The 19,658-nt window shown below is 65.0% G+C and carries 15 protein-coding genes; all 15 read left to right on the plus strand.

Features of this window, described 5'->3' with window-relative positions; all coding sequences use genetic code 11:
- The first annotated feature begins 1,058 nt into the window (after window positions 1–1,058).
- The 15 genes from OU800_RS24425 to OU800_RS20280 all read left to right on the plus strand — a co-directional run bounded on the left by OU800_RS24425 (window position 1,059) and on the right by OU800_RS20280 (window position 19,622).
- Window positions 1,059–1,928, plus strand: a complete 870-nt coding sequence (locus OU800_RS24425) for a methyl-accepting chemotaxis protein (RefSeq protein WP_442964791.1) — start codon at window positions 1,059–1,061, stop codon at window positions 1,926–1,928.
- A gap of 164 nt (window positions 1,929–2,092) precedes the next feature.
- Window positions 2,093–3,880, plus strand: coding sequence for a protein-disulfide reductase DsbD (gene dsbD, locus OU800_RS20215; protein WP_268179129.1), 1,788 nt, complete (start codon window positions 2,093–2,095; stop codon window positions 3,878–3,880).
- Between the two features lie 121 nt (window positions 3,881–4,001).
- Window positions 4,002–4,448 (plus strand): type II 3-dehydroquinate dehydratase, encoded by a 447-nt coding sequence (gene aroQ, locus OU800_RS20220; protein WP_268179130.1) that lies wholly within the window; start codon window positions 4,002–4,004, stop codon window positions 4,446–4,448.
- A gap of 50 nt (window positions 4,449–4,498) precedes the next feature.
- Complete coding sequence (gene accB, locus OU800_RS20225; RefSeq protein ID WP_268179131.1) at window positions 4,499–4,963, plus strand: acetyl-CoA carboxylase biotin carboxyl carrier protein; 465 nt, start codon at window positions 4,499–4,501, stop codon at window positions 4,961–4,963.
- Between the two features lie 17 nt (window positions 4,964–4,980).
- Window positions 4,981–6,336: an acetyl-CoA carboxylase biotin carboxylase subunit gene (accC, locus tag OU800_RS20230; RefSeq protein WP_268179132.1), complete on the plus strand. Its 1,356-nt coding sequence runs from the start codon at window positions 4,981–4,983 to the stop codon at window positions 6,334–6,336.
- A 136-nt stretch (window positions 6,337–6,472) separates the two neighbouring features.
- Entirely contained in the window at window positions 6,473–7,351 is an 879-nt protein-coding gene (gene prmA / locus OU800_RS20235; RefSeq protein ID WP_268179133.1) for a 50S ribosomal protein L11 methyltransferase, read from the plus strand.
- A 99-nt stretch (window positions 7,352–7,450) separates the two neighbouring features.
- Window positions 7,451–8,653, plus strand: coding sequence for a DUF3426 domain-containing protein (locus OU800_RS20240; RefSeq protein WP_268179134.1), 1,203 nt, complete (start codon window positions 7,451–7,453; stop codon window positions 8,651–8,653).
- A 229-nt stretch (window positions 8,654–8,882) separates the two neighbouring features.
- Window positions 8,883–9,881 carry a tRNA dihydrouridine synthase DusB gene (dusB, locus tag OU800_RS20245; RefSeq protein WP_268179135.1) on the plus strand — a complete coding sequence of 333 codons (999 nt, stop codon included), beginning with the start codon at window positions 8,883–8,885 and terminating at the stop codon, window positions 9,879–9,881.
- On the plus strand, window positions 9,878–10,198 hold the full coding sequence (fis, locus tag OU800_RS20250; protein ID WP_268179136.1) for a DNA-binding transcriptional regulator Fis: 321 nt from the start codon (window positions 9,878–9,880) through the stop codon (window positions 10,196–10,198). The genes dusB and fis overlap by 4 nt, the downstream gene beginning before the upstream one ends.
- 92 nt (window positions 10,199–10,290) lie before the next feature.
- A complete protein-coding gene (gene purH, locus OU800_RS20255; protein WP_268179137.1) occupies window positions 10,291–11,898 on the plus strand; it encodes a bifunctional phosphoribosylaminoimidazolecarboxamide formyltransferase/IMP cyclohydrolase in 1,608 nt (535 codons plus the stop codon).
- Window positions 11,899–12,009: 111 nt separating this feature from the next.
- Window positions 12,010–13,299 carry a phosphoribosylamine--glycine ligase gene (gene purD, locus OU800_RS20260; RefSeq protein WP_268179138.1) on the plus strand — a complete coding sequence of 430 codons (1,290 nt, stop codon included), beginning with the start codon at window positions 12,010–12,012 and terminating at the stop codon, window positions 13,297–13,299.
- Window positions 13,300–13,410: 111 nt separating this feature from the next.
- Window positions 13,411–16,191: a hybrid sensor histidine kinase/response regulator gene (locus OU800_RS20265; protein ID WP_268179139.1), complete on the plus strand. Its 2,781-nt coding sequence runs from the start codon at window positions 13,411–13,413 to the stop codon at window positions 16,189–16,191.
- Window positions 16,192–16,232: 41 nt separating this feature from the next.
- Window positions 16,233–16,829 (plus strand): MarC family protein, encoded by a 597-nt coding sequence (locus OU800_RS20270; protein ID WP_268179140.1) that lies wholly within the window; start codon window positions 16,233–16,235, stop codon window positions 16,827–16,829.
- A gap of 280 nt (window positions 16,830–17,109) precedes the next feature.
- Window positions 17,110–18,909, plus strand: coding sequence for an allophanate hydrolase (atzF, locus tag OU800_RS20275; protein ID WP_268179141.1), 1,800 nt, complete (start codon window positions 17,110–17,112; stop codon window positions 18,907–18,909).
- 8 nt (window positions 18,910–18,917) lie between these two features.
- Window positions 18,918–19,622 (plus strand): GntR family transcriptional regulator, encoded by a 705-nt coding sequence (locus OU800_RS20280; RefSeq protein WP_268179142.1) that lies wholly within the window; start codon window positions 18,918–18,920, stop codon window positions 19,620–19,622.
- The last annotated feature ends 36 nt before the right edge of the window (window positions 19,623–19,658 follow it).

A 19,658-nucleotide genomic window follows, 5' to 3' on the forward strand; every position in this document is an offset into this window, starting at 1 on the left:
TCTTGCTGACCGTCTGCGTGGCCCTGGCCGCCACGCTGTGGTGGTCACAGCGCGCCCTGCAACAACCAATGCTGCTGATGGAGCGTTACCTCGGCTTGTCGCAGCAGTTCCAGCATGATGTGGCCGACAACATCCAGGCCTACCTCAGCAGCGGCAATGCCCTGCAGCACAGTGCGGCCAATCAGGCCCTGGAAAACCTGACCCAGGCCGTCGACGAACTGCCCCAGCAACTGGCCGCCGAACTGCGCCCCAGCCTCAAGCGCCTGCGCAGTTTCAGCGCCAACGAACTGCTCGCCGTCGGCAAGCTGGCCGGCGACCCGCAAGCGCTGCTGGTACAGGCCGAACGGGAAATGGCCGGCAGCCTCGAACAACTCGCCAGTTATGCCAGCAGTGCCAGCGGCAGCAATGCCGAGCGCTATCGCCAGCCCCTGTTCGAGGCCAGCAACCGCCTGCTGCGCCTGGCCCATGCGCGCAACCGTTTCGTCAGCCAGGGCAACAACGAACTGTTCGCCGATGTCGAGCGCGAACTGAATGCCTTCGGCCAATACGCCAGCGCACTCGATGGTCTGCCCCTGCTGGGCGTGCAGGATGACTCCAGTTCGGCCAGCGAGGGCTTCGCTGCCCTGCTGGGGCTCGATACCAGCGAACAGACCAGCCAGGCGGAGGATCGCGGCGTCGGCCTCAAACGTGAGCTGGCCTCCCTGGTGCGCCGCTACCCAGGCGAACTGCAACGCACCCGCGAGCTGGTCGAACAACGCCATGAGCTGGCCACCGCCACCGCCGAGCGCATCGCCAAACTGCAACAGGCACTGGCCGCGCTGGAGCCGCTGATCAAGGCCGAGTACGGGCGCATCCAGAGCGAGGTGAGGCTGGCCCAGGGGCTGATGATCGGCCTGATCCTGCTCATCGCGCTGACCATCGACCGCATCCAGCGCCGCCTTTCGCGCGTGCTCGCACAACTGGTTCCAGCCCTGTCGCAATGGGCCGCCGGCAACTTCTCCTCCAGCATCGCCATCGATTCGCGCATCCGCGAACTGCGCGACATCGAAGACTCGCTCATGCACCTGCGCCGCTATCTGGTCGAACTGGTCACCAGCATCAACGGCCATGCCGGCCAGGTTGCCAGCTCCAGCCGCTCGCTGGCCGAACTGAGCAGCGGCCTGCACGGCAGCGCTCAGGATCAGGCCAGTGACACCGCCTTGATCCGCGATGCCCTGAGCGAACTGGAGGCCACCATCGGCCAGGTGGCCGAGGATGCCAGCCAGACCGCTCAGGCCAGCAGCGCCGCCGACCAGGCGCTGGTACAGGGGCAAGAGGTCATCGGCCAGAGCCTCGAAGGCCTGCATGCGCTGGTCGGTGAGGTACAGGAAAACGCCCAGGCCATCGAGCGCCTGGCCGACGAAACGGCCACCATTGGCAGTGTGCTGACGGTAATCCGTGGCATCGCCGAACAGACCAACCTGCTGGCCCTGAACGCCGCCATCGAAGCGGCGCGCGCCGGCGAGGCCGGTCGTGGCTTTGCCGTGGTGGCCGACGAGGTGCGCTCGCTGTCGCAACGCACCGGCAGCGCCACGGCGGAGATCCAAGAACTGATCGGCCGCCTGCAGAAGGCCGCGCACCAGTCGGTGCAGGCCATGCGCGCCCAGGTCGAACATGCCGAACTCACTGCGACCAAGGCCGAAGCCGCCGACGGCGCCCTGGACGAGATCGTTGCCTCGATCCGCACCATCGCCAACATGGCAGGCCGCATTGCCGGCGCGGTGGCGCAGCAGAGCGAGGCGGTCGGTGAGATTCGCCAGCACGGCGAGCGTATCCATCACCTCGGTGAGGACAACCTCGGGCGCATCGCCGAAGGCCGCCAGGAAAGCGAGCGCCTGCTGCAACTGGGCAAGCAGTTACATGCTGCGGTGCAGGTGTTTCGCGTCTAGCCGGCGGCGACAAGGCAACGCAGGCTCGCTCGGGAACTCGGCTCGCCAGGGACCCTCGAAAGCTCCGCTCATCAGCCGCAAGGAGCTGCCCAGCGCCGCGACGGCGCGGTCGATGGGCGCTTTCCGGTATGATGCCGCCATCTTCTCGCCGAGATATGTCCTCGATGTCACTGCGTCGCCTTCTGCTTCCGCTGCTTCTGCTCTGCCTGAGCCTGCCCGCCACCGCCGGCCTGCTCGACCAGCGCCCGGCCCCTGCGCCGCTGGGGGCGCCGCTCAATAACAGCAGCGACTTCCTGCCGGTGCGCGAAGCCTTCAAGCTGAGCCTGGTGAGCAGCGACGCCGAGTCGGTGACCCTGCGCTTCGTCGCCGCCGAGGGTTATTACCTCTATCGCCACCGCCTGAACTTCAAGGTCGAGCCGGCCGACCTGCAACTGGGCAGCCCCGAACTCCCCCCTGGCAAGCCCAAGCATGACGAGTTCTTCGGCGATACCGAGGTCTACTACGGCGTGCTGGACGTGCGCCTGCCGCTGAACAACCCGGATCAGCGCCCGCTGCGCCTGCAGGTCGGCTACCAGGGCTGCGCCGACAAGGGCCTATGCTACCCGCCGGAAACCGAGTTCATCGAGATCGGCGATATGCCCAGCGCCAGCGCGAACAGCGGGCTGAGCCAGGTCGCCACGGTCGCGACCGCGTTGCAGTGGAAAGAGCTGCTGCTGTTCTTCCTTGGTGGCCTGGCCCTGACCTTTACCCCCTGCGTGCTGCCAATGCTGCCGATCCTCTCCGGTGTGGTGCTGCGCGGCCAGCTCGGCGGCCGGCGCGCGTTGACCCTGTCGCTGGCCTATGTGCTGCCCATGGCCATCTGCTTCGCCATTCTCGGCACGCTGATGGGCCTGTTCGGCGCCGGTCTCAACCTGCAGGCACGCCTGCAATCGCCTTGGGTACTGGTGCCTTTCGCCGCCTTCTTCGCGCTGTTCGCCCTGGCCATGTTCGGCCTGTTCGAGCTGCGCCTGCCGCGCGCCATCAGCGAGCCGCTGGATCGCCTGGCGAGCAGGACTCAGGGCGGCTCACACCTCAATGCGGCCCTGCTCGGCATACTCTCCAGCCTGCTGGTGAGCCCTTGCGTATCGGCCCCGCTGGCTGGCGCCATGCTCTATATCAGTGCCAGTGGCGATGCCCTGGGCGGCGGCCTCAAGCTCCTCGCCTTGGGGATGGGCATGGGCATGCCGCTGGTGCTGTTCGCCGTCGGCGGCGGCGCCCTGTTGCCCAAGACCGGCACCTGGATGGTCACCGTGCGCAATGCCTTCGGCGTACTGCTGCTGGCGGTCTCGGTCTGGCTGCTCGAACGCGTCTTGCCAGGCAGCCTCAGTCTGGCCCTGTGGGGCCTGCTGGCCGGTGGCGTGGCGGTGTTCCTCGGCGCCCTGGAGTTCGGCCCCAAGACGCACCGGCAGAAGCTCGGCCAGATTGCCGGCCTGGCGCTGCTGGTGTACGCCCTGGCCGCCTGGGTCGGCGCCCTGCAGGGTGCCACCGACCCACTCAGGCCGCTCGGCCAGTTGCAGGCCAGCGCCAGCCCGGCGAGCGCCAAGAGCGACGCCTGGCAAACCCTCAGTACTCCCGGCGAACTGGATGCTGCCCTGGCCGAAGCCAAGGCGGCCGGCCAACCCCTGCTGCTGGACTGGTACGCCGACTGGTGCATCAGTTGCAAGGTGATCGAGCGCGAGGTGTTCGGCAACGCCGAAGTGGGCAGCAAGCTGGCCGGCTGGCGCCTGATCCGTTTCGACATCACCGAGAGCAATGCCGCTCAGCGTGCCCTGCTCGATCGCTATCAGCTATTCGGCCCACCCGCCATCCAGCTGTTCGCCGGTAGTGGTGACGAATGGCATGATCTGCGTGTCGTAGGGGAGATCGATGCGCCGGCATTTGCCTCCCGCCTGGATGCAGCAAGCGCCCGGTAACGACCAGAACCCCTGCTATAGTCATATTTCTGCCGCAAATGGCAGGCATCGTGCCGACTATTGCTGATAACAGGTCGCTGCGGCATAGTCCTGCGCAGTTCGACCCACAAGGAACCTGAGCATGGCCACCCTCTTGGTGCTGCACGGCCCCAACCTCAATCTGCTGGGCACCCGCGAGCCCGACAAATATGGCGCCACCACCCTGGCCCAGATCGATCAGGATCTGGAGCAGCGCGCCCGCGAGGCGGGTCATCATCTGCTGCATCTGCAGAGCAATGCCGAGTACGAACTGATCGACCGCATCCACGCCGCCAAGGGCGAAGGCGTCGACTTCATCCTGATCAATCCTGCCGCTTTCACTCACACCAGCGTCGCATTACGTGACGCATTGCTGGCGGTGAGCATCCCATTCATCGAAGTGCATCTGTCCAACGTGCACAAGCGTGAACCTTTCCGCCATCACTCCTACTTTTCCGACGTTGCCGTAGGGGTGATCTGCGGCCTGGGCGCCAGTGGTTATCGGCTGGCCCTGGAAGCGGCACTCGAACAACTGGCCGGGCGCGCCTGAGGCGGCGCTCGGTAGACAAGTCCTACCTCACCTCTGGGAGTTGAATCTGCATGGATATTCGTAAAGTCAAGAAACTGATCGAGCTGCTGGAAGAGTCCGGTATCGACGAGCTGGAGATCAAAGAGGGCGAAGAGTCCGTCCGCATCAGCCGCCACAGCAAGCAGCCGGCCTATGCGCCGCAGCCGGTCTACGCCCAGGCCCCGGCTCCGGCCGCTGCCCCGGTAGCCCCTGCCGCCGCGCCGAGCGCCGAAGCCGCTCCGGCCGCCGCCCCCAAGCTGAACGGCACCGTAGCCCGCTCGCCGATGGTCGGCACCTTCTACCGCGCCGCTTCGCCGACCTCGGCCAACTTCGTCGAAGTCGGTCAGACCGTGAAGAAAGGCGACATCCTGTGCATCGTCGAAGCCATGAAGATGATGAACCACATCGAGGCCGAGGCCAGCGGCGTGATCGAATCCATCCTGGTGGAAAACGGCCAGCCGGTTGAGTACGACCAACCCCTGTTCACCATCGTTTGATGCGCGGGGAGCCTGCAATGCAGAAGCTGGAAAAAGTCCTGATCGCCAACCGTGGCGAAATCGCCCTGCGCATCCTGCGCGCCTGCAAGGAACTGGGCATCAAGACGGTGGCCGTGCACTCCACCGCCGACCGTGAGCTGATGCACCTGGGCCTGGCCGACGAGTCCGTCTGCATTGGTCCGGCGCCTGGTTCGCAGTCCTACCTGAACATCCCGGCCATCATCAGCGCCGCTGAAGTGACCGGCGCCACCGCCATCCACCCGGGTTACGGCTTCCTCGCCGAGAACGCCGACTTCGCCGAGCAGGTGGAGAACTCCGGCTTCGCCTTCATCGGTCCGAAAGCCGATGTGATCCGCCTGATGGGTGACAAGGTGTCGGCCAAGGACGCCATGATCAAGTCCGGCGTGCCGGTGGTGCCCGGCTCCGAAGGCCCGCTGCCGGAAGACGAGGCCGAGGCCCTGCGCATCGCCCGTGAAGTGGGCTACCCGGTGATCATCAAGGCCGCTGGTGGCGGTGGTGGTCGCGGTATGCGCGTGGTGCACAAGGAAGAAGACCTGATCAAGTCGGCCAAGCTGACCCGCACCGAAGCCGGTGCAGCGTTCGGCAACCCGATGGTCTATCTGGAGAAATTCCTCGGCAACCCGCGTCACGTCGAAGTCCAGGTGCTGTCCGACGGCCAGGGCAATGCCATTCACCTGTACGACCGCGACTGCTCGCTGCAGCGTCGTCACCAGAAGGTGATCGAAGAAGCCCCGGCCCCGCAGATCGACGAGAAGGCCCGCGCCGAAGTGCTCAAGCGCTGCGTCGATGCCTGCGTCGAGATCGGCTACCGTGGCGCCGGCACCTTCGAGTTCCTCTATGAAGACGGTCGTTTCTACTTCATCGAGATGAACACCCGCGTGCAGGTGGAGCACCCGGTCACCGAGATGGTCACCGGCATCGACATCGTCAAGGAGATGCTCAGCATCGCCGCTGGCAACAAGCTGTCCATCAAGCAGGAAGACGTGAAGATCCTCGGCCATTCCATCGAATGCCGGATCAACGCCGAAGACCCGGACAACTTCATGCCCAGCCCCGGCAAGGTCAAGCACTTCCATGCTCCGGGCGGCAACGGCGTACGCGTCGACTCGCACCTGTACAGTGGTTACAGCGTTCCGCCGCACTACGACTCGCTGATCGGCAAGCTGATCACCTACGGTCGTGACCGCGACGAAGCCATGGCACGCATGCGCAATGCCCTGGACGAGATCGTGGTCGACGGCATCAAGACCAACGTGCCGCTGCACCGCGACCTGACCCGCGACAAGGGCTTCCTCAAGGGTGGTGTGAACATTCACTACCTGGAGAAGAAGTTGGGGATGGACAGGCACTAAAATCGAGCGGCAAGCTGCAAGCCTCAAGCGGCAAGCTGTACGATATGCGACTCAAGGGAGCGGCCTAGGCCGCTCCTTTCTTTTCTTGCAGCTTGAAGCTTGACGCTTGAAGCTGCTCCCGAAGGGAGCCTCCCCCATGCCCTGGTTACAAGTCCGTCTCGCCATCACCCCCGAGCAGGCGGAGACCTACGAAGACGCCCTGCTCAGCATCGGCGCCGTGTCGGTGACCTTCATGGACGCCGAAGACCAGCCGATCTTCGAGCCGGATCTGGGCACCACCCCACTGTGGTCGAACACCCACCTGCTGGCGCTGTTCGAGGCCGACACCGACGAGGCGGCGCTGATCGCCCACCTGCAACTGCTGTGCGGCGGCACTCTGCCCGAGCATCAGCTCGAACGCATCGAGGATCAGGACTGGGAGCGTAGCTGGATGGACAACTTCCAGCCGATGCGCTTCGGCCAGCGCCTGTGGATCGTGCCGAGCTGGCACGCCGCGCCGGAGCCTGATGCAGTCAACCTGCTGCTCGACCCCGGCCTGGCCTTCGGCACCGGCACCCACCCGACCACCGCCCTGTGCCTGGAGTGGCTCGACGGCCAGCCACTCGAAGGCTGCAACGTGCTCGACTTCGGCTGTGGTTCGGGCATTCTCGCCATCGCCGCCCTGCTGCTCGGCGCACCGCAGGCCGTGGGCACCGACATCGACCCGCAGGCGCTGGAAGCCTCGCGCGACAATGCCTCGCGCAACGGCATCGACCCGACCCGCTTCCCGGTCTACCTGCCCGCCGACCTGCCCCAGCAGCAAGCCGATGTGGTTGTGGCCAATATTCTGGCCGGCCCACTGGTATCCCTGGCACCTCAGATCACCTCGCTGGTCAAAGCCGGTGGACGCCTGGCGCTCTCTGGCATTCTGGCCGAGCAGGCAGAAGAAGTGCGTGCGGCCTATGCAGACGCCTTTGCCCTCGACCCGACCGCCGAGAAGGAAGGCTGGGTGCGCATCAGCGGCGTCAAGCGCTGAAGGCTGCAAGCGAAACAGGATAGGGGCGCGCTTCTTTCTCTTACTTGCAGCCTGAAGCCGCTCCTTTAGACTAAGCGCCTCGATCGACCGGACTCCTGCATGAGCGAAAGCCACGTCACCCAGTGCCCCCATTGCCGAACCAGCTTCCGCGTCAGTCAGGCGCAGCTGGCTGCGGCCCATGGCGTGGTGCGCTGCGGCGCTTGCCTGCACGTGTTCAATGCTGCCGAGCAACTCTTCGGCACCTCTACGCCCAAGGCAGCCGTCGCGCCGGACAAGGCAAAGACCTCCAGCAGCAAGCCCGCCAGCAAGGCCAAGCCGGACGATACCCTGTGGATCCACGACGACCTGGATCTCGACAGTCTCGACCTCGACGAAGAGCTGGCCAAGCTGGAAGCCCAGGAGCAACAGCTTTCGCAGCAGTTCCTCGCCCTGGAAAACACGCCGCGCCCGGCACCAGGCTTCGCTGCGAGCGAGCCCGACGAGGTGCAGGATGAAACCTGGGCAGAAGCCCTGCTGCGCAAGGAAACGGCTGACGAGTCGCCCAGAACCGCGCCGACGCCCACGCCGGTAGCCCCAGCCCCGCGTCCGGCCATACCCAGCACGCCGGCCAAGCCCGAGGCTACGCCCGACGAGCAACGCGAAGAGCCGCCCCTGGGCCTGCTCGAGGGTGATGACGAGCCAGAGCAGCCGCTCAGCGTCGGCCCGGCGACCAACACGCGCGGCGAAGCGCCACGCAGCGAACCCAACCTGGGCCGCGATCACCTGTTCGAGCTGGACGACGAGCCTCTGCAACTGGACTGGCAGCCGCAACGCAGCATCTCCTGGGGCCGCGTGTTCGGCTGGAGCCTGCTCAACCTGCTCGCCGTCGCTGGCCTGCTGGCGCAGTATGCGGTCTACAACTTCGACGAGCTGGCACGCCAGGATCGCTACCGCCCCTGGCTCGAGCAACTCTGCCCGAGCATCGGCTGCAGCCTGCCGTCGAAGGTGGATATCAGCCAGATTCGCAGCAGCAATCTGGTGGTGCGCAGTCACCCGGAATTCTCCGGCGCCCTGGTGGTGGACGCTATCCTCTACAACCGCGCCCCCTTCGCCCAACCCTTCCCGCTGCTGGAAATGCGCTTCGCCGACCTGGGCGGACAACTGGTGGCCAGTCGCCGCTTCAAACCCAGCGAATACCTGGCCGGCGAGCTGGCCGGGCAGAGCGAAATGCCGCCGCAGACGCCCATCCACATCTCCCTGGACATTCTCGACCCAGGCCCACGGGCGGTGAACTACAGCCTCAGCTTCCACTCCCCGGAATAGCCCTTAGCCCCCGTCTTTCCTGCCGTCAAGAGGCTTTTTCTAACTCTCGGCAATAAGCCTGGCGCTGTTCAGAATTTGTTCAAAACAGCCTTTATCCGGTCATCCAGAGCGGGTATCATGCCCACCCTTTCGCGAGCACCAACCCACCATCGTCCTCCCCGTGAAGACAGTGGAGGACAGGTGTTGATCGCCAACAACTCAACCGCGAACCAACAAGCAGGGACGCCCCATGTCGGCCCCACGCATCGGCACCTACACATTGCCCAATCGCCTGATCCTGGCCCCCATGGCCGGTGTCACCGATCGGCCCTTCCGCCAGCTATGCCGCCGCCTCGGCGCCGGTCTGGTGGTGTCGGAGATGGTCACCAGCGATGTACGCCTGTGGAACAGCCGCAAGTCCAGCCTGCGCCTGCTGCACAGTGGCGATCCCGAGCCGCGCTCGGTGCAGATCGCTGGTGGCGACCCGCAGATGATGGCCGAGGCCGCGCGCAGGAACGTCGAGCTGGGTGCACAGATCATCGACATCAACATGGGTTGCCCGGCCAAGAAGGTGTGCAACAAGGCCGCCGGCTCCGCCCTGCTGCGTGACGAGCCGCTGGTGCGCGACATCCTCGCAGCGGTGGTCGGCGCGGTGGACGTACCGGTTACCCTGAAGATCCGCACCGGCTGGGATCGGCAGAACAAGAACGGCGTGAACGTGGCGAAAATCGCCGAAGATGCCGGTATCGCCGCATTGTCGGTGCACGGCCGCACCCGCGCCGACCTGTACACCGGCGAAGCCGAGTACGACACCATCGCCGCCATCAAGCAGGCGGTATCCATTCCGGTGTTCGCCAACGGCGACATCGACTCTCCGCAAAAGGCCCGCGCCGTGCTCGACGCCACTGGCGCCGATGCCCTGCTGATCGGCCGCGCCGCTCAGGGCCGGCCGTGGATCTTCCGCGAGATCGAACACTACCTGCGCACCGGGGAACTGCTCCCGGCACCCACGCTGCACGAAGTGGAACGCATTCTGCTAGAGCACCTGACCGCCTTGCACGCCTTCTACGGCGACGAGATGGGCGTACGTATCGCCCGCAAGCATGTCGGCTGGTATCTGGCAACCCTGCCGGGCGCCAGGGAGTTTCGCGCCCAATTCAACCGTCTGGACGATAAGGACGCTCAATGCGCCCAGGTTCGCGCGTTTCTCCGCGAGCGCTATGAAGAAGGAAACGAGGTGGCCGCATGACGTTGATGAATGAGACCTTAGTGAGTGGAATTGCACCCGTGAGTGACAACACCAGCCTGAAACAGCACCTGAACACGCCGAGCGAAGAGGGCCAGACCCTGCGCGGCGCCGTGGAAAAGGCGCTGCACAACTATTTCGCCCATCTCGAGGGCGCGGACGTCACCGATGTCTACAACCTGGTACTCACCGAAGTCGAAGCACCGCTGCTGGAAACCGTCATGAATCATGTGAAAGGTAACCAGACCAAGGCCTCCGAACTGCTCGGTCTGAACCGCGGCACCCTGCGCAAGAAACTCAAGCAGTACGACCTCCTCTGAGCCGCAAGCAGCAAGCTTCACGCGGCAAGCAAATGCGCTTGCTCTTGTAGCTTGTAGCTTGTGGCTTGCAGCTAACCTCTGATGGAATCGTTATGACCGACCAAACCACCCGCCTTCCCGTCCGCCGCGCGCTGATCAGCGTTTCCGACAAGACCGGTATCCTCGAGTTTGCCCGCGAACTGGCCGCCCTCGGTGTCGAGATCCTCTCCACCGGCGGCACCTACAAGCTGCTCAAGGACAACGGCGTGGCTGCGGTGGAAGTCGCCGACTACACCGGTTTCCCGGAGATGATGGACGGCCGCGTGAAAACCCTGCACCCGAAGATCCACGGCGGCATCCTCGGCCGTCGCGCCCTCGACGGCGCAGTGATGGACGAGCATGGCATCAAGCCGATCGATCTGGTGGCGGTCAACCTCTATCCCTTCGAGGCCACCGTGGCCAAGCCTGACTGCGACCTGGCCGACGCCATCGAGAACATCGACATCGGCGGCCCGACCATGGTGCGTTCGGCTGCGAAGAACCACAAAGATGTGGCCATCGTGGTCAATACCGGCGACTACGCCGGCATCCTCGAAGCGCTGAAAGCTGGCGGCCTGACCTATGCCCAACGCTTCGACCTGGCCCTCAAGGCCTTCGAGCACACGGCTGCCTACGACGGCATGATCGCCAACTACCTGGGCACCATCGACCAGGCCCGTGAAACCCTGTCCACCGAAGGCCGTGGCGCCTTCCCGCGCACCTTCAACAGCCAGTTCGTCAAGGCTCAGGAAATGCGCTACGGCGAAAACCCGCACCAGAGCGCAGCGTTCTACGTGGAAGCCAAGAAGGGCGAAGCCAGCGTTTCCACCGCCGTGCAGTTGCAGGGCAAGGAACTGTCGTTCAACAACGTGGCCGACACCGACGCCGCGCTGGAGTGCGTGAAGAGCTTCGTCAAACCGGCCTGCGTCATCGTCAAGCACGCCAACCCCTGCGGCGTGGCCGTGGTACCGGAAGACGAAGGCGGCATCCGCAAGGCCTACGACCTGGCCTACGCCACCGACACCGAGTCGGCGTTCGGCGGCATCATCGCCTTCAACCGTGAGCTGGATGGCGAAACCGCCCAGGCCATCGTCGAGCGTCAGTTCGTCGAAGTGATCATCGCCCCGAAAATCTCCGCCGCCGCCCGTGAAGTGGTGGCCGCCAAGGCCAACGTGCGCCTGCTCGAATGCGGCGAGTGGCCGGCTGAGCGCGCTGCTGGCTGGGACTTCAAGCGCGTTAACGGTGGCCTGCTGGTGCAGAGCCGCGATATCGGCATGATCAAGGCAGAAGACCTGAAGATCGTCACCCAGCGCGCGCCGAGCGAGCAGGAAATTCACGACCTGATCTTCGCCTGGAAAGTGGCCAAGTTCGTCAAATCCAACGCCATCGTCTACGCCAAGAACCGCCAGACCGTGGGCGTCGGCGCCGGCCAGATGAGCCGCGTCAACTCCGCGCGTATCGCCGCGATCAAGGCCGAGCACGCCGGCCTGCCAGTACCGGGCGCGGTGATGGCCTCGGACGCCTTCTTCCCCTTCCGCGACGGCATCGACAACGCCGCCAAGGCCGGCATCACCGCGGTGATCCAGCCGGGCGGCTCGATGCGCGACAACGAAGTGATCGCGGCGGCCGACGAAGCCGGTATTGCCATGGTGTTTACCGGCATGCGCCATTTCCGTCACTAACAGCGAGTTGCAAGCTGCAAGCTGCAAGCTGCAAGCAAGAGCGGGCATCCACCTGCTTTCACTTGCAGCTTGAGGCTTGAGGCTTGCAGCTCTCTCCGCAGGAGAGACTTAATGAACGTACTGATCATCGGCAGCGGCGGCCGCGAGCACGCCCTGGCCTGGAAAGTGGCGCAGGATCCGCGCGTCGAGAAGGTCTTCGTTGCCCCGGGCAACGCCGGCACCGCGGTAGAAGCCAAGTGCGAGAACGTCGCCATCGACGTGCTGGCCATCGAGCAGCTTGCCGATTTTGCCGAGAAGAACGTGCAACTGACCATCGTCGGCCCGGAAGCACCGCTGGTCAAAGGCGTGGTCGACCTGTTCCGCAAGCGCAGCCTGGATATCTTCGGCCCGACCGCCGCTGCCGCACAATTGGAAGGTTCCAAGGCCTTCACCAAGGATTTCCTGGCCCGGCACAAGATCCCTACCGCCGACTACCAGAACTTCACCGAGATCGAACCGGCGCTAGCCTACCTGCGCGAGAAGGGTGCACCGATCGTGATCAAGGCCGACGGCCTGGCCGCTGGTAAAGGTGTGATCGTCGCCATGACGCTCGAAGAAGCCGAGGACGCCGTGCGCGACATGCTCGCCGGTAACGCCTTCGGTGAAGCCGGCTCGCGTGTGGTGATCGAGGAGTTTCTCGATGGCGAAGAGGCCAGCTTTATCGTCATGGTCGACGGCGAGAACGTGCTGCCGATGGCCACCAGCCAGGATCACAAGCGCGTCGGCGATGGCGACAGCGGCCCCAACACCGGCGGCATGGGTGCCTACTCCCCGGCGCCGGTGGTCACCGCCGCAGTGCACCAGCGGGTGATGGATGAAGTGATCTATCCCACCGTGCGCGGCATGGCCAGCGAAGGCAACGTCTACACCGGCTTCCTCTACGCCGGCCTGATGATCGACAAATCCGGCGCGCCGAAAGTCATCGAGTTCAACTGCCGTTTCGGCGACCCGGAAACCCAGCCGATCATGTGCCGCCTGGAATCCTCCCTGGTGCTGCTGGTCGAAGCCGCGCTGGCCAAGGCCCTGGACAAGGTGGAAGCCACCTGGGATCCGCGTCCGACCGTGGGTGTGGTGCTGGCCGCCGGCGGCTACCCCGGCGACTACGCCAAGGGCGACGTGATCGAAGGTCTGGATGAAGCTGCCCAGCTCGACGGTAAGGTGTTCCACGCCGGCACCGCGCTGAAGAACGGCCAGATCGTAACCGCCGGTGGCCGCGTGCTCTGTGCCACCGCCATCGGCGCCAGCGTCGCCGATGCCCAGCAACAGGCCTACCGCCTGGCCGAGAAGATCCGTTGGAGCGGTATGTTCCACCGCAACGACATCGGCTACCGAGCCATCGCCCGTGAGCGAGGCGAAAGCTGATCCTTTCACCGAAGAACGGGTACAGGCGGGCCAAAAAACGCCGCCTGTGCCGTATTCGCCCGGGCAAATGCTTGGCTATAATCCGGCCACTCGTTTAGAAGGAACTTGCCCGTGAAGCGGCTGTGGATCGCCATAGGATTACTCGCCAGCGTGCTGCTTGCCCTTCCTCTGGCAGCCAGCGCCACTATGCAGATCGGTCTGCAGAACTGGTCTTACCTGGTCGACAGCAGCGCCCGCCTGAGCCTCGACGAAGTGCGCGCGCAACGTCAGCAATTCAAGCCTCTCGCCAAACAGTCCTTCACCTTCCCACCCAGCGACCATGCCGTCTGGCTACGCGTCGAGATACCAGCGCAGAGCGAGCCGACCTGGCTGTGGATCTTCTCGCCGCGGGTGCAGTTTCTCGACTACTACCTGCTCAAGGACGGCCACCTGGAGCAGAACCTGCACACCGGCGAGGCCATGCCGCTGGAGTCGCGACCGCTGCCTTCGCGCTTCTATCTGATGCCGCTGCCCAACGACCAGCAGGCACGGGTCGCCTATGTCCGCTTGACCTCCAACCACCCGCTGATGACCTGGTTCAAGATCATGGATCAGGCCGAGCTGGTGGGGCTGGAGAAACCCGCCTACCTCTACGGCGTGCTGTTCGGCGCACTGTTGCTGCTGACCCTGTACAACCTCATTCGCTTCCTCTACAGCCGCAGCGCCAGCAGCCTGTGGCTATCGGGAGTGAACCTGAACCTGGGCATCTGTTCGGCGGCCAACCTCGGCGTATTCGCCCAGTGGCTGCCGCAACTGGGTTACAACCAGTCGCTGGTGGCCGACCTTTCCGCGCTGTCCGCCGCCTTCTGCGTGCTGGCCTTCGGCCTGTCCTTCGTACACGGCTCGCACGTTCAGCGCAGCCCACTCAACCGCCTGCTGCAGATCAATGCCCTGCTGGTGGCAGCCTATGGCCTGCTGATCGCCGTGACCGGGCTGTTCTGGTTCAGTTCGCTGGTCTACCTGCTGGTAGCCCTGAGCACCCTCAATCTGCTGCTGGTGAGCAGCCTGCACTGGCGTGCCGGCTATCGGCCGATCCGCCTGGTGATGGTGGGCACCCTGGTGTTCAACATGGGTTTCGGCTTCTTCGTGCCCGTGCTGTTCGGCGTCGAGCAGCTCAATCCCGGCTGGCTGGTACTGGGCGTATTCAGCGTAGCCACCCTGGCCGGGCTGATCCTCAGCGTGTCGCTGACCGAACGCCAGCGCGAGATCACCTCTGCCACCCTCGACAGCCGCACCGCGCTGGCCGCCAGCAGCGCCGAACTGCGCGCCAAGGCCGAGTTCCTGGCCAAGATCAGCCATGAAATACGCACCCCGATGAACGGCGTGCTGGGCATGACCGAGCTGTTGTTGGGTACGCCGTTGTCGGCCAAGCAGCGCGATTACGTGCAGACCATCCACAGCTCAGGCAACGAACTGCTCACCCTGATCAACGAGATCCTCGACATTTCCAAGTTGGAATCCGGGCAGATCGAGCTGGATGACGTGCAGTTCGACCTCGGCGCGCTGATCGAGGACTGCCTCGACATCTTCCGCGCCAAGGCCGAGCAGCAGCGCGTGGAACTGATCAGTTTCATCCAGCCGCAGGTTCCGCGCGTCATCAGCGGTGACCCCACGCGCCTGCGTCAAGCCCTGCTGAGCCTGCTGGACAACGCTTTCAAGCAGACCGACGAGGGCGAGATCCTGCTGGTGGCCGCATTGGACGGCAGCAATGGCCAGCATCGCCTGCGCATCGCCGTGCAGGACAGCGGCCGCCCCTTGCAGCCCGAAGAGCGCGATGCCCTGCTCAACGCCGAGCTGCACAGCCGCGATTTCCTCGCCGCCACCCGCCTGGGCGGTCGCCTCGGGTTGATCATCGCACGGCAACTGGTGCGCATGATGGGCGGTGATTTCGGCATCCAGGCCAGCAATAGCCAGGGCAGTACCCTGTGGCTCAGCCTGCCGCTGGACGCGGCCCGCCTGGAGCAGCCGGAAACCGATCTGGACAGCCCGCTGCAGGGCGCCCGTCTGCTGGTTGTGGACGACAACGACACCTGCCGCAAGGTGCTGGTGCAGCAATGCAATGCCTGGGGTCTGCAGGTCAGCGCCGTGCCTTCGGGCAAGGAGGCCCTGGCACTGCTGCGCACCAAGGCGCACATGCGCGAATACTTCGACGCGGTACTGCTCGACCAGGACATGCCCGGCATGACCGGCATGCAACTGGCGGCGCGGATCAAGGAAGACCCCAGCCTCAATCACGACATCCTGATCATCATGCTCACCGGCATCAGCAACGCACCGAGCAAGGTGATCGCGCGCAATGCCGGGATCAAGCGCATCCTGGCCAAGCCGGTGGCCGGCTACACGCTCAAGACCACCCTGGCCGACGAACTGGCGCAGCGTCCCAACGACACCCCTGCCCAGGCCGCACCGACCCTGGTGAGCGCCCCGCTGAACGTGCCGGCCGACTTCCGCATCCTGGTAGCCGAGGACAACAGCATCTCCACCAAGGTCATCCGTGGCATGCTGGGCAAGCTCAACCTGCAACCGGACACCGCCAGCAACGGCGAGGAAGCCCTCGGCGCGATGAAGGCCAAGCACTACGACCTGGTGCTGATGGACTGCGAAATGCCAGTGCTCGATGGCTTCTCCGCCACCGAGCAACTGCGCGCCTGGGAAGCCCGCGAAGGCCGCCCACGCACCCCGGTGGTGGCTCTGACCGCGCATATCCTCGACGAGCACAAGGAGCGCGCCCGCGCCGTGGGCATGGACGGGCACATGTCCAAGCCGGTGGAGCTGTCGCAGTTGCGCGAGCTGATCGAGCACTGGATCGCCGAGCGCGAGCTGCAACGCCAACGTGACGCGCAGCCACACTGATCGTCCATTCTTTCTCTTCACGTTTTCTGCGAGCCTGCCCAATGGCGTCCGAGTTGTTCAGCCTCTACCTGAAACTGCTGGTGCTCTACAGCCCCTTCTTCGTCCTTTCCTGCTTCATCGGCCTGAGCCGTGGCTACACCCTCAAGGAGCGCAAGCGCCTGGCCTGGAAGGTGGCACTGGGGGTACTGATCGCCAGCGTGCTGCTGTACCTGTTCGGCAAGCACATCTTCACCCTGTTCGGCATCACCATCGACGCCTTCCGCATCGGTGCCGGCTCAGTGTTGTTCATCTCAGCCCTGGGCATGGCCCAGGGCAAGTCGGCGGTGCAGAGCGACAACGTGCAGCAGGACGTGACCATAGTGCCCTTGACCATCCCCCTGACCGTCGGCCCAGGCACCATCGGTGCCCTGCTGCTGATGGGCGCCAGCCACCCGCAATGGGAAGACAAGCTGGTGGCGCTGGCGGCGATCCTCCTCGCCAGCCTTACCGTCGGCGTGGTGCTGTACCTGTCCAACCGTTTCGAGCGCCTGCTCGGCGACCAGGGCCTGCAGATCGTCAGCCGTCTGATGGGCCTGTTCGTCTGCGCCCTGGCCGCGCAGATCATCTTCACCGGGGTGAAGAACTATCTGATGCCTTGAGGCCGCAGGTGTAGGGTGCGCTATGCGCACCAGTACCATAGAACGGGAGCGGTGCGCACGGCGCACCCTACAAGGCAGGCAAGCGTAGGGTGCGCTGCGCGCACCGCCAGCCGCTAAAATCTTGCACCATTGGCTTGCAGGTCAGCCCCGCCTCGGTGCAACGCCTCGCGCCAAAAAACCTGCCGCGCCCCTGAAATCCCCAAAAATACAGGCCTGCACAGACCTGGCACCCTCATTGCTCTGCTGATCCCAACTTGGATACAAGATGGGATCTCAACACATGCATAGCGCACCTCACGCCTTCACCCTCGCGCAATGGCAGCAGGCCTACCGCGATGGCCAATCACCTCCCGAGCTGATCAGCGCCCTGCGCGCGGAACTGGACGACGCCGACAACGCCTGGATCGCCCTGGCCAGCGACGCGCAGCTCGATGACCAGCTCGCGACCCTGGCAGACGCCTTGCAAGCCGCCGACGGCGATATCGGGAAGCTGCCGTTGTACGGCGTACCCTTCGCCATCAAGGACAATATCGACGCCGCCGGCTGGCCCACCACGGCCGCTTGCCCCGAGTTCGCCTACACCGCCGCAGCCGATGCCACCGTGGTGGCGCGCCTGCGCGCCGCCGGTGCCATCCTCATCGGCAAGACCAACCTCGACCAGTTCGCCACCGGCCTGGTAGGCACCCGCTCACCCTATGGCGCAGTACCCAACAGCTTCGACCCGGCTTACGTCAGCGGCGGCTCCAGCTCCGGCTCGGCCAGCGTGGTAGCACGCGGCCTGGTGCCCTTCGCCCTGGGCACCGACACCGCCGGCTCGGGCCGCGTGCCGGCCGGCTTCAACAATATCGTCGGGCTCAAGCCGACCAAGGGCTGGCTGCCCAATACCGGCCTGGTGCCGGCCTGCCGCACGGTCGACTGTATCTCGGTGTTCGCCCTGACCGTCGCCGATGCCCTGGCCGTGGCCAATATCGCTGGCGGCTATGACGCCGCCGATGCCTACAGCCGCAAGCACCCGAACAGCGCCAAGGTCGGCATGCCGCCCCAACCGCGCCTGGCCGTGCCGGCCAACCCCGAATTCTTCGGCGACAGCCAGAACCAGGCGGTCTATGAGCAAGCGTTGGGCAAACTGCGTGAACTGGGCGCCGAGCTGGTGGAGATCGACTTCGCCCCCTTCCAGCAACTGGCCGAGCAGCTCTATTACGGCTCCTGGGTCGCCGAACGCACGGTGGCAGTGGAAGGGATCGACCCGGCGCACATCAACCCGGTGGTGCGCGGCATCGTCGAGAACGGCCACCAGTACAGCGCCTGCGATGCCTACAAGGCGGAATACACCCGCGCTGAACTGAGCCGCCGCATCAACGACACCCTGGCTGGCTTCGATGCCCTGGTGGTGCCCACCTCGCCCACCATTCGCACCCTGGCCGAGATGCAAGCCGAGCCCGTGCTCTACAACAGCCAGTTCGGCACTTACACCAACTTCACCAACCTCGCCGACCTGTCTGCCTTGGCCCTGCCGGCGGGCTTTCGCGAAGACGGCCTGCCGGCCGGCATCACCCTGCTCGCCCCGGCCTGGCATGACCAGGCGCTGGCCGCCTTCGGTCAACGCTGGCAGCAAGCCCTGGCCCTGCCGCTGGGTGCTAGCGGCAAACCGCTCCCGACTCAAGCAGCGAGCACCGAGCCGGCGCCGGGCAGCATCCGCGTGGCGGTGGTCGGCGCCCACCTGACCGGCATGCCGCTGAACTTCCAGCTCACCAGCCGCGATGCCGTCTTGGTGGAGCAGACCACCAGCGCCGCGCATTACCGCCTCTATGCCCTGCCCGGCACCGTACCGCCCAAGCCGGGCCTGGCGCGTGTCACTGCCGATGGTGCCGAGATCATCGTCGAGCTATGGGACGTGCCGCAGGCGCGCTTCGGCGAGTTCGTCGCGGAGATCCCGCCGCCTTTGGGCATCGGCAATCTGCAGTTGGCCGATGGTCGTTGGGTCAAGGGCTTCATCTGCGAGCCCTATGCGCTGGATGGCGCCCGTGACATCACCAGCTTCGGCGGCTGGCGCGCCTTTATCGCCAGTACCAAGGCCTGACACCGCTCATGTCACGTACTGCCGAGCGCCCGCAGAGCCTGGCCGAGCGCATCTACGCCCGGCTCAAGGACGACATCTTCGAGTTCCGCCTGCTGCCGGGAGACCGCTTCAGTGAAGGCGAAGTCGCCGAGCGCATGGCCGCCAGCCGCACGCCAGTGCGCCAGGCCCTGTACCGCCTGCAGCGCGAAGGCTACCTGGACGTGCACTTTCGCAGCGGCTGGCAGGTGCGGGCGCTGGACTTCGTCCAGTTCGACGAACTCTACGAGTTGCGCATCGTGCTCGAACTGGAAGCTGTGCGCCGAATCTGCCAGCGCCCCATGGATGAACATTGCGCTGCACTGCAGATGCTCGAGCGCACCTGGATGGTGCGCAAAGAACAGCAACTGCAGGACGGCAGCCAGGTTGCCCAGCTCGACGAGGCCTTTCACGGCCTGCTGATGGAAGCTGCCGGCAATCAGGAAATGGCCCGCGTGCACCGCGAGGTCAGCGAGAAGATCCGCATTCTAAGGCGCCTGGACTTCACCCAGGCGCCGCGTATCGAGCTGACCTACGCCGAACACGCGCAGATTCTCGCGGCAATTCTCAGCCATCGCCCAGAAGAGGCACAGCTATTGCTCAAGACCCACATCGAGGTCAGCAAGGCGCAAGTACACAAGATCACCCTGCACATGCTGCACAGCGCCCGCCAACGGGCACTGCCGGTGCAAAGGTGACGCAAATGACCTTTGCATCACTGCCGAACAAGAAAG

It is taken from the genome of Pseudomonas sp. GOM7, from assembly GCF_026723825.1.
In the GTDB taxonomy this organism is placed as follows: Bacteria; Pseudomonadota; Gammaproteobacteria; order Pseudomonadales; family Pseudomonadaceae; genus Aquipseudomonas.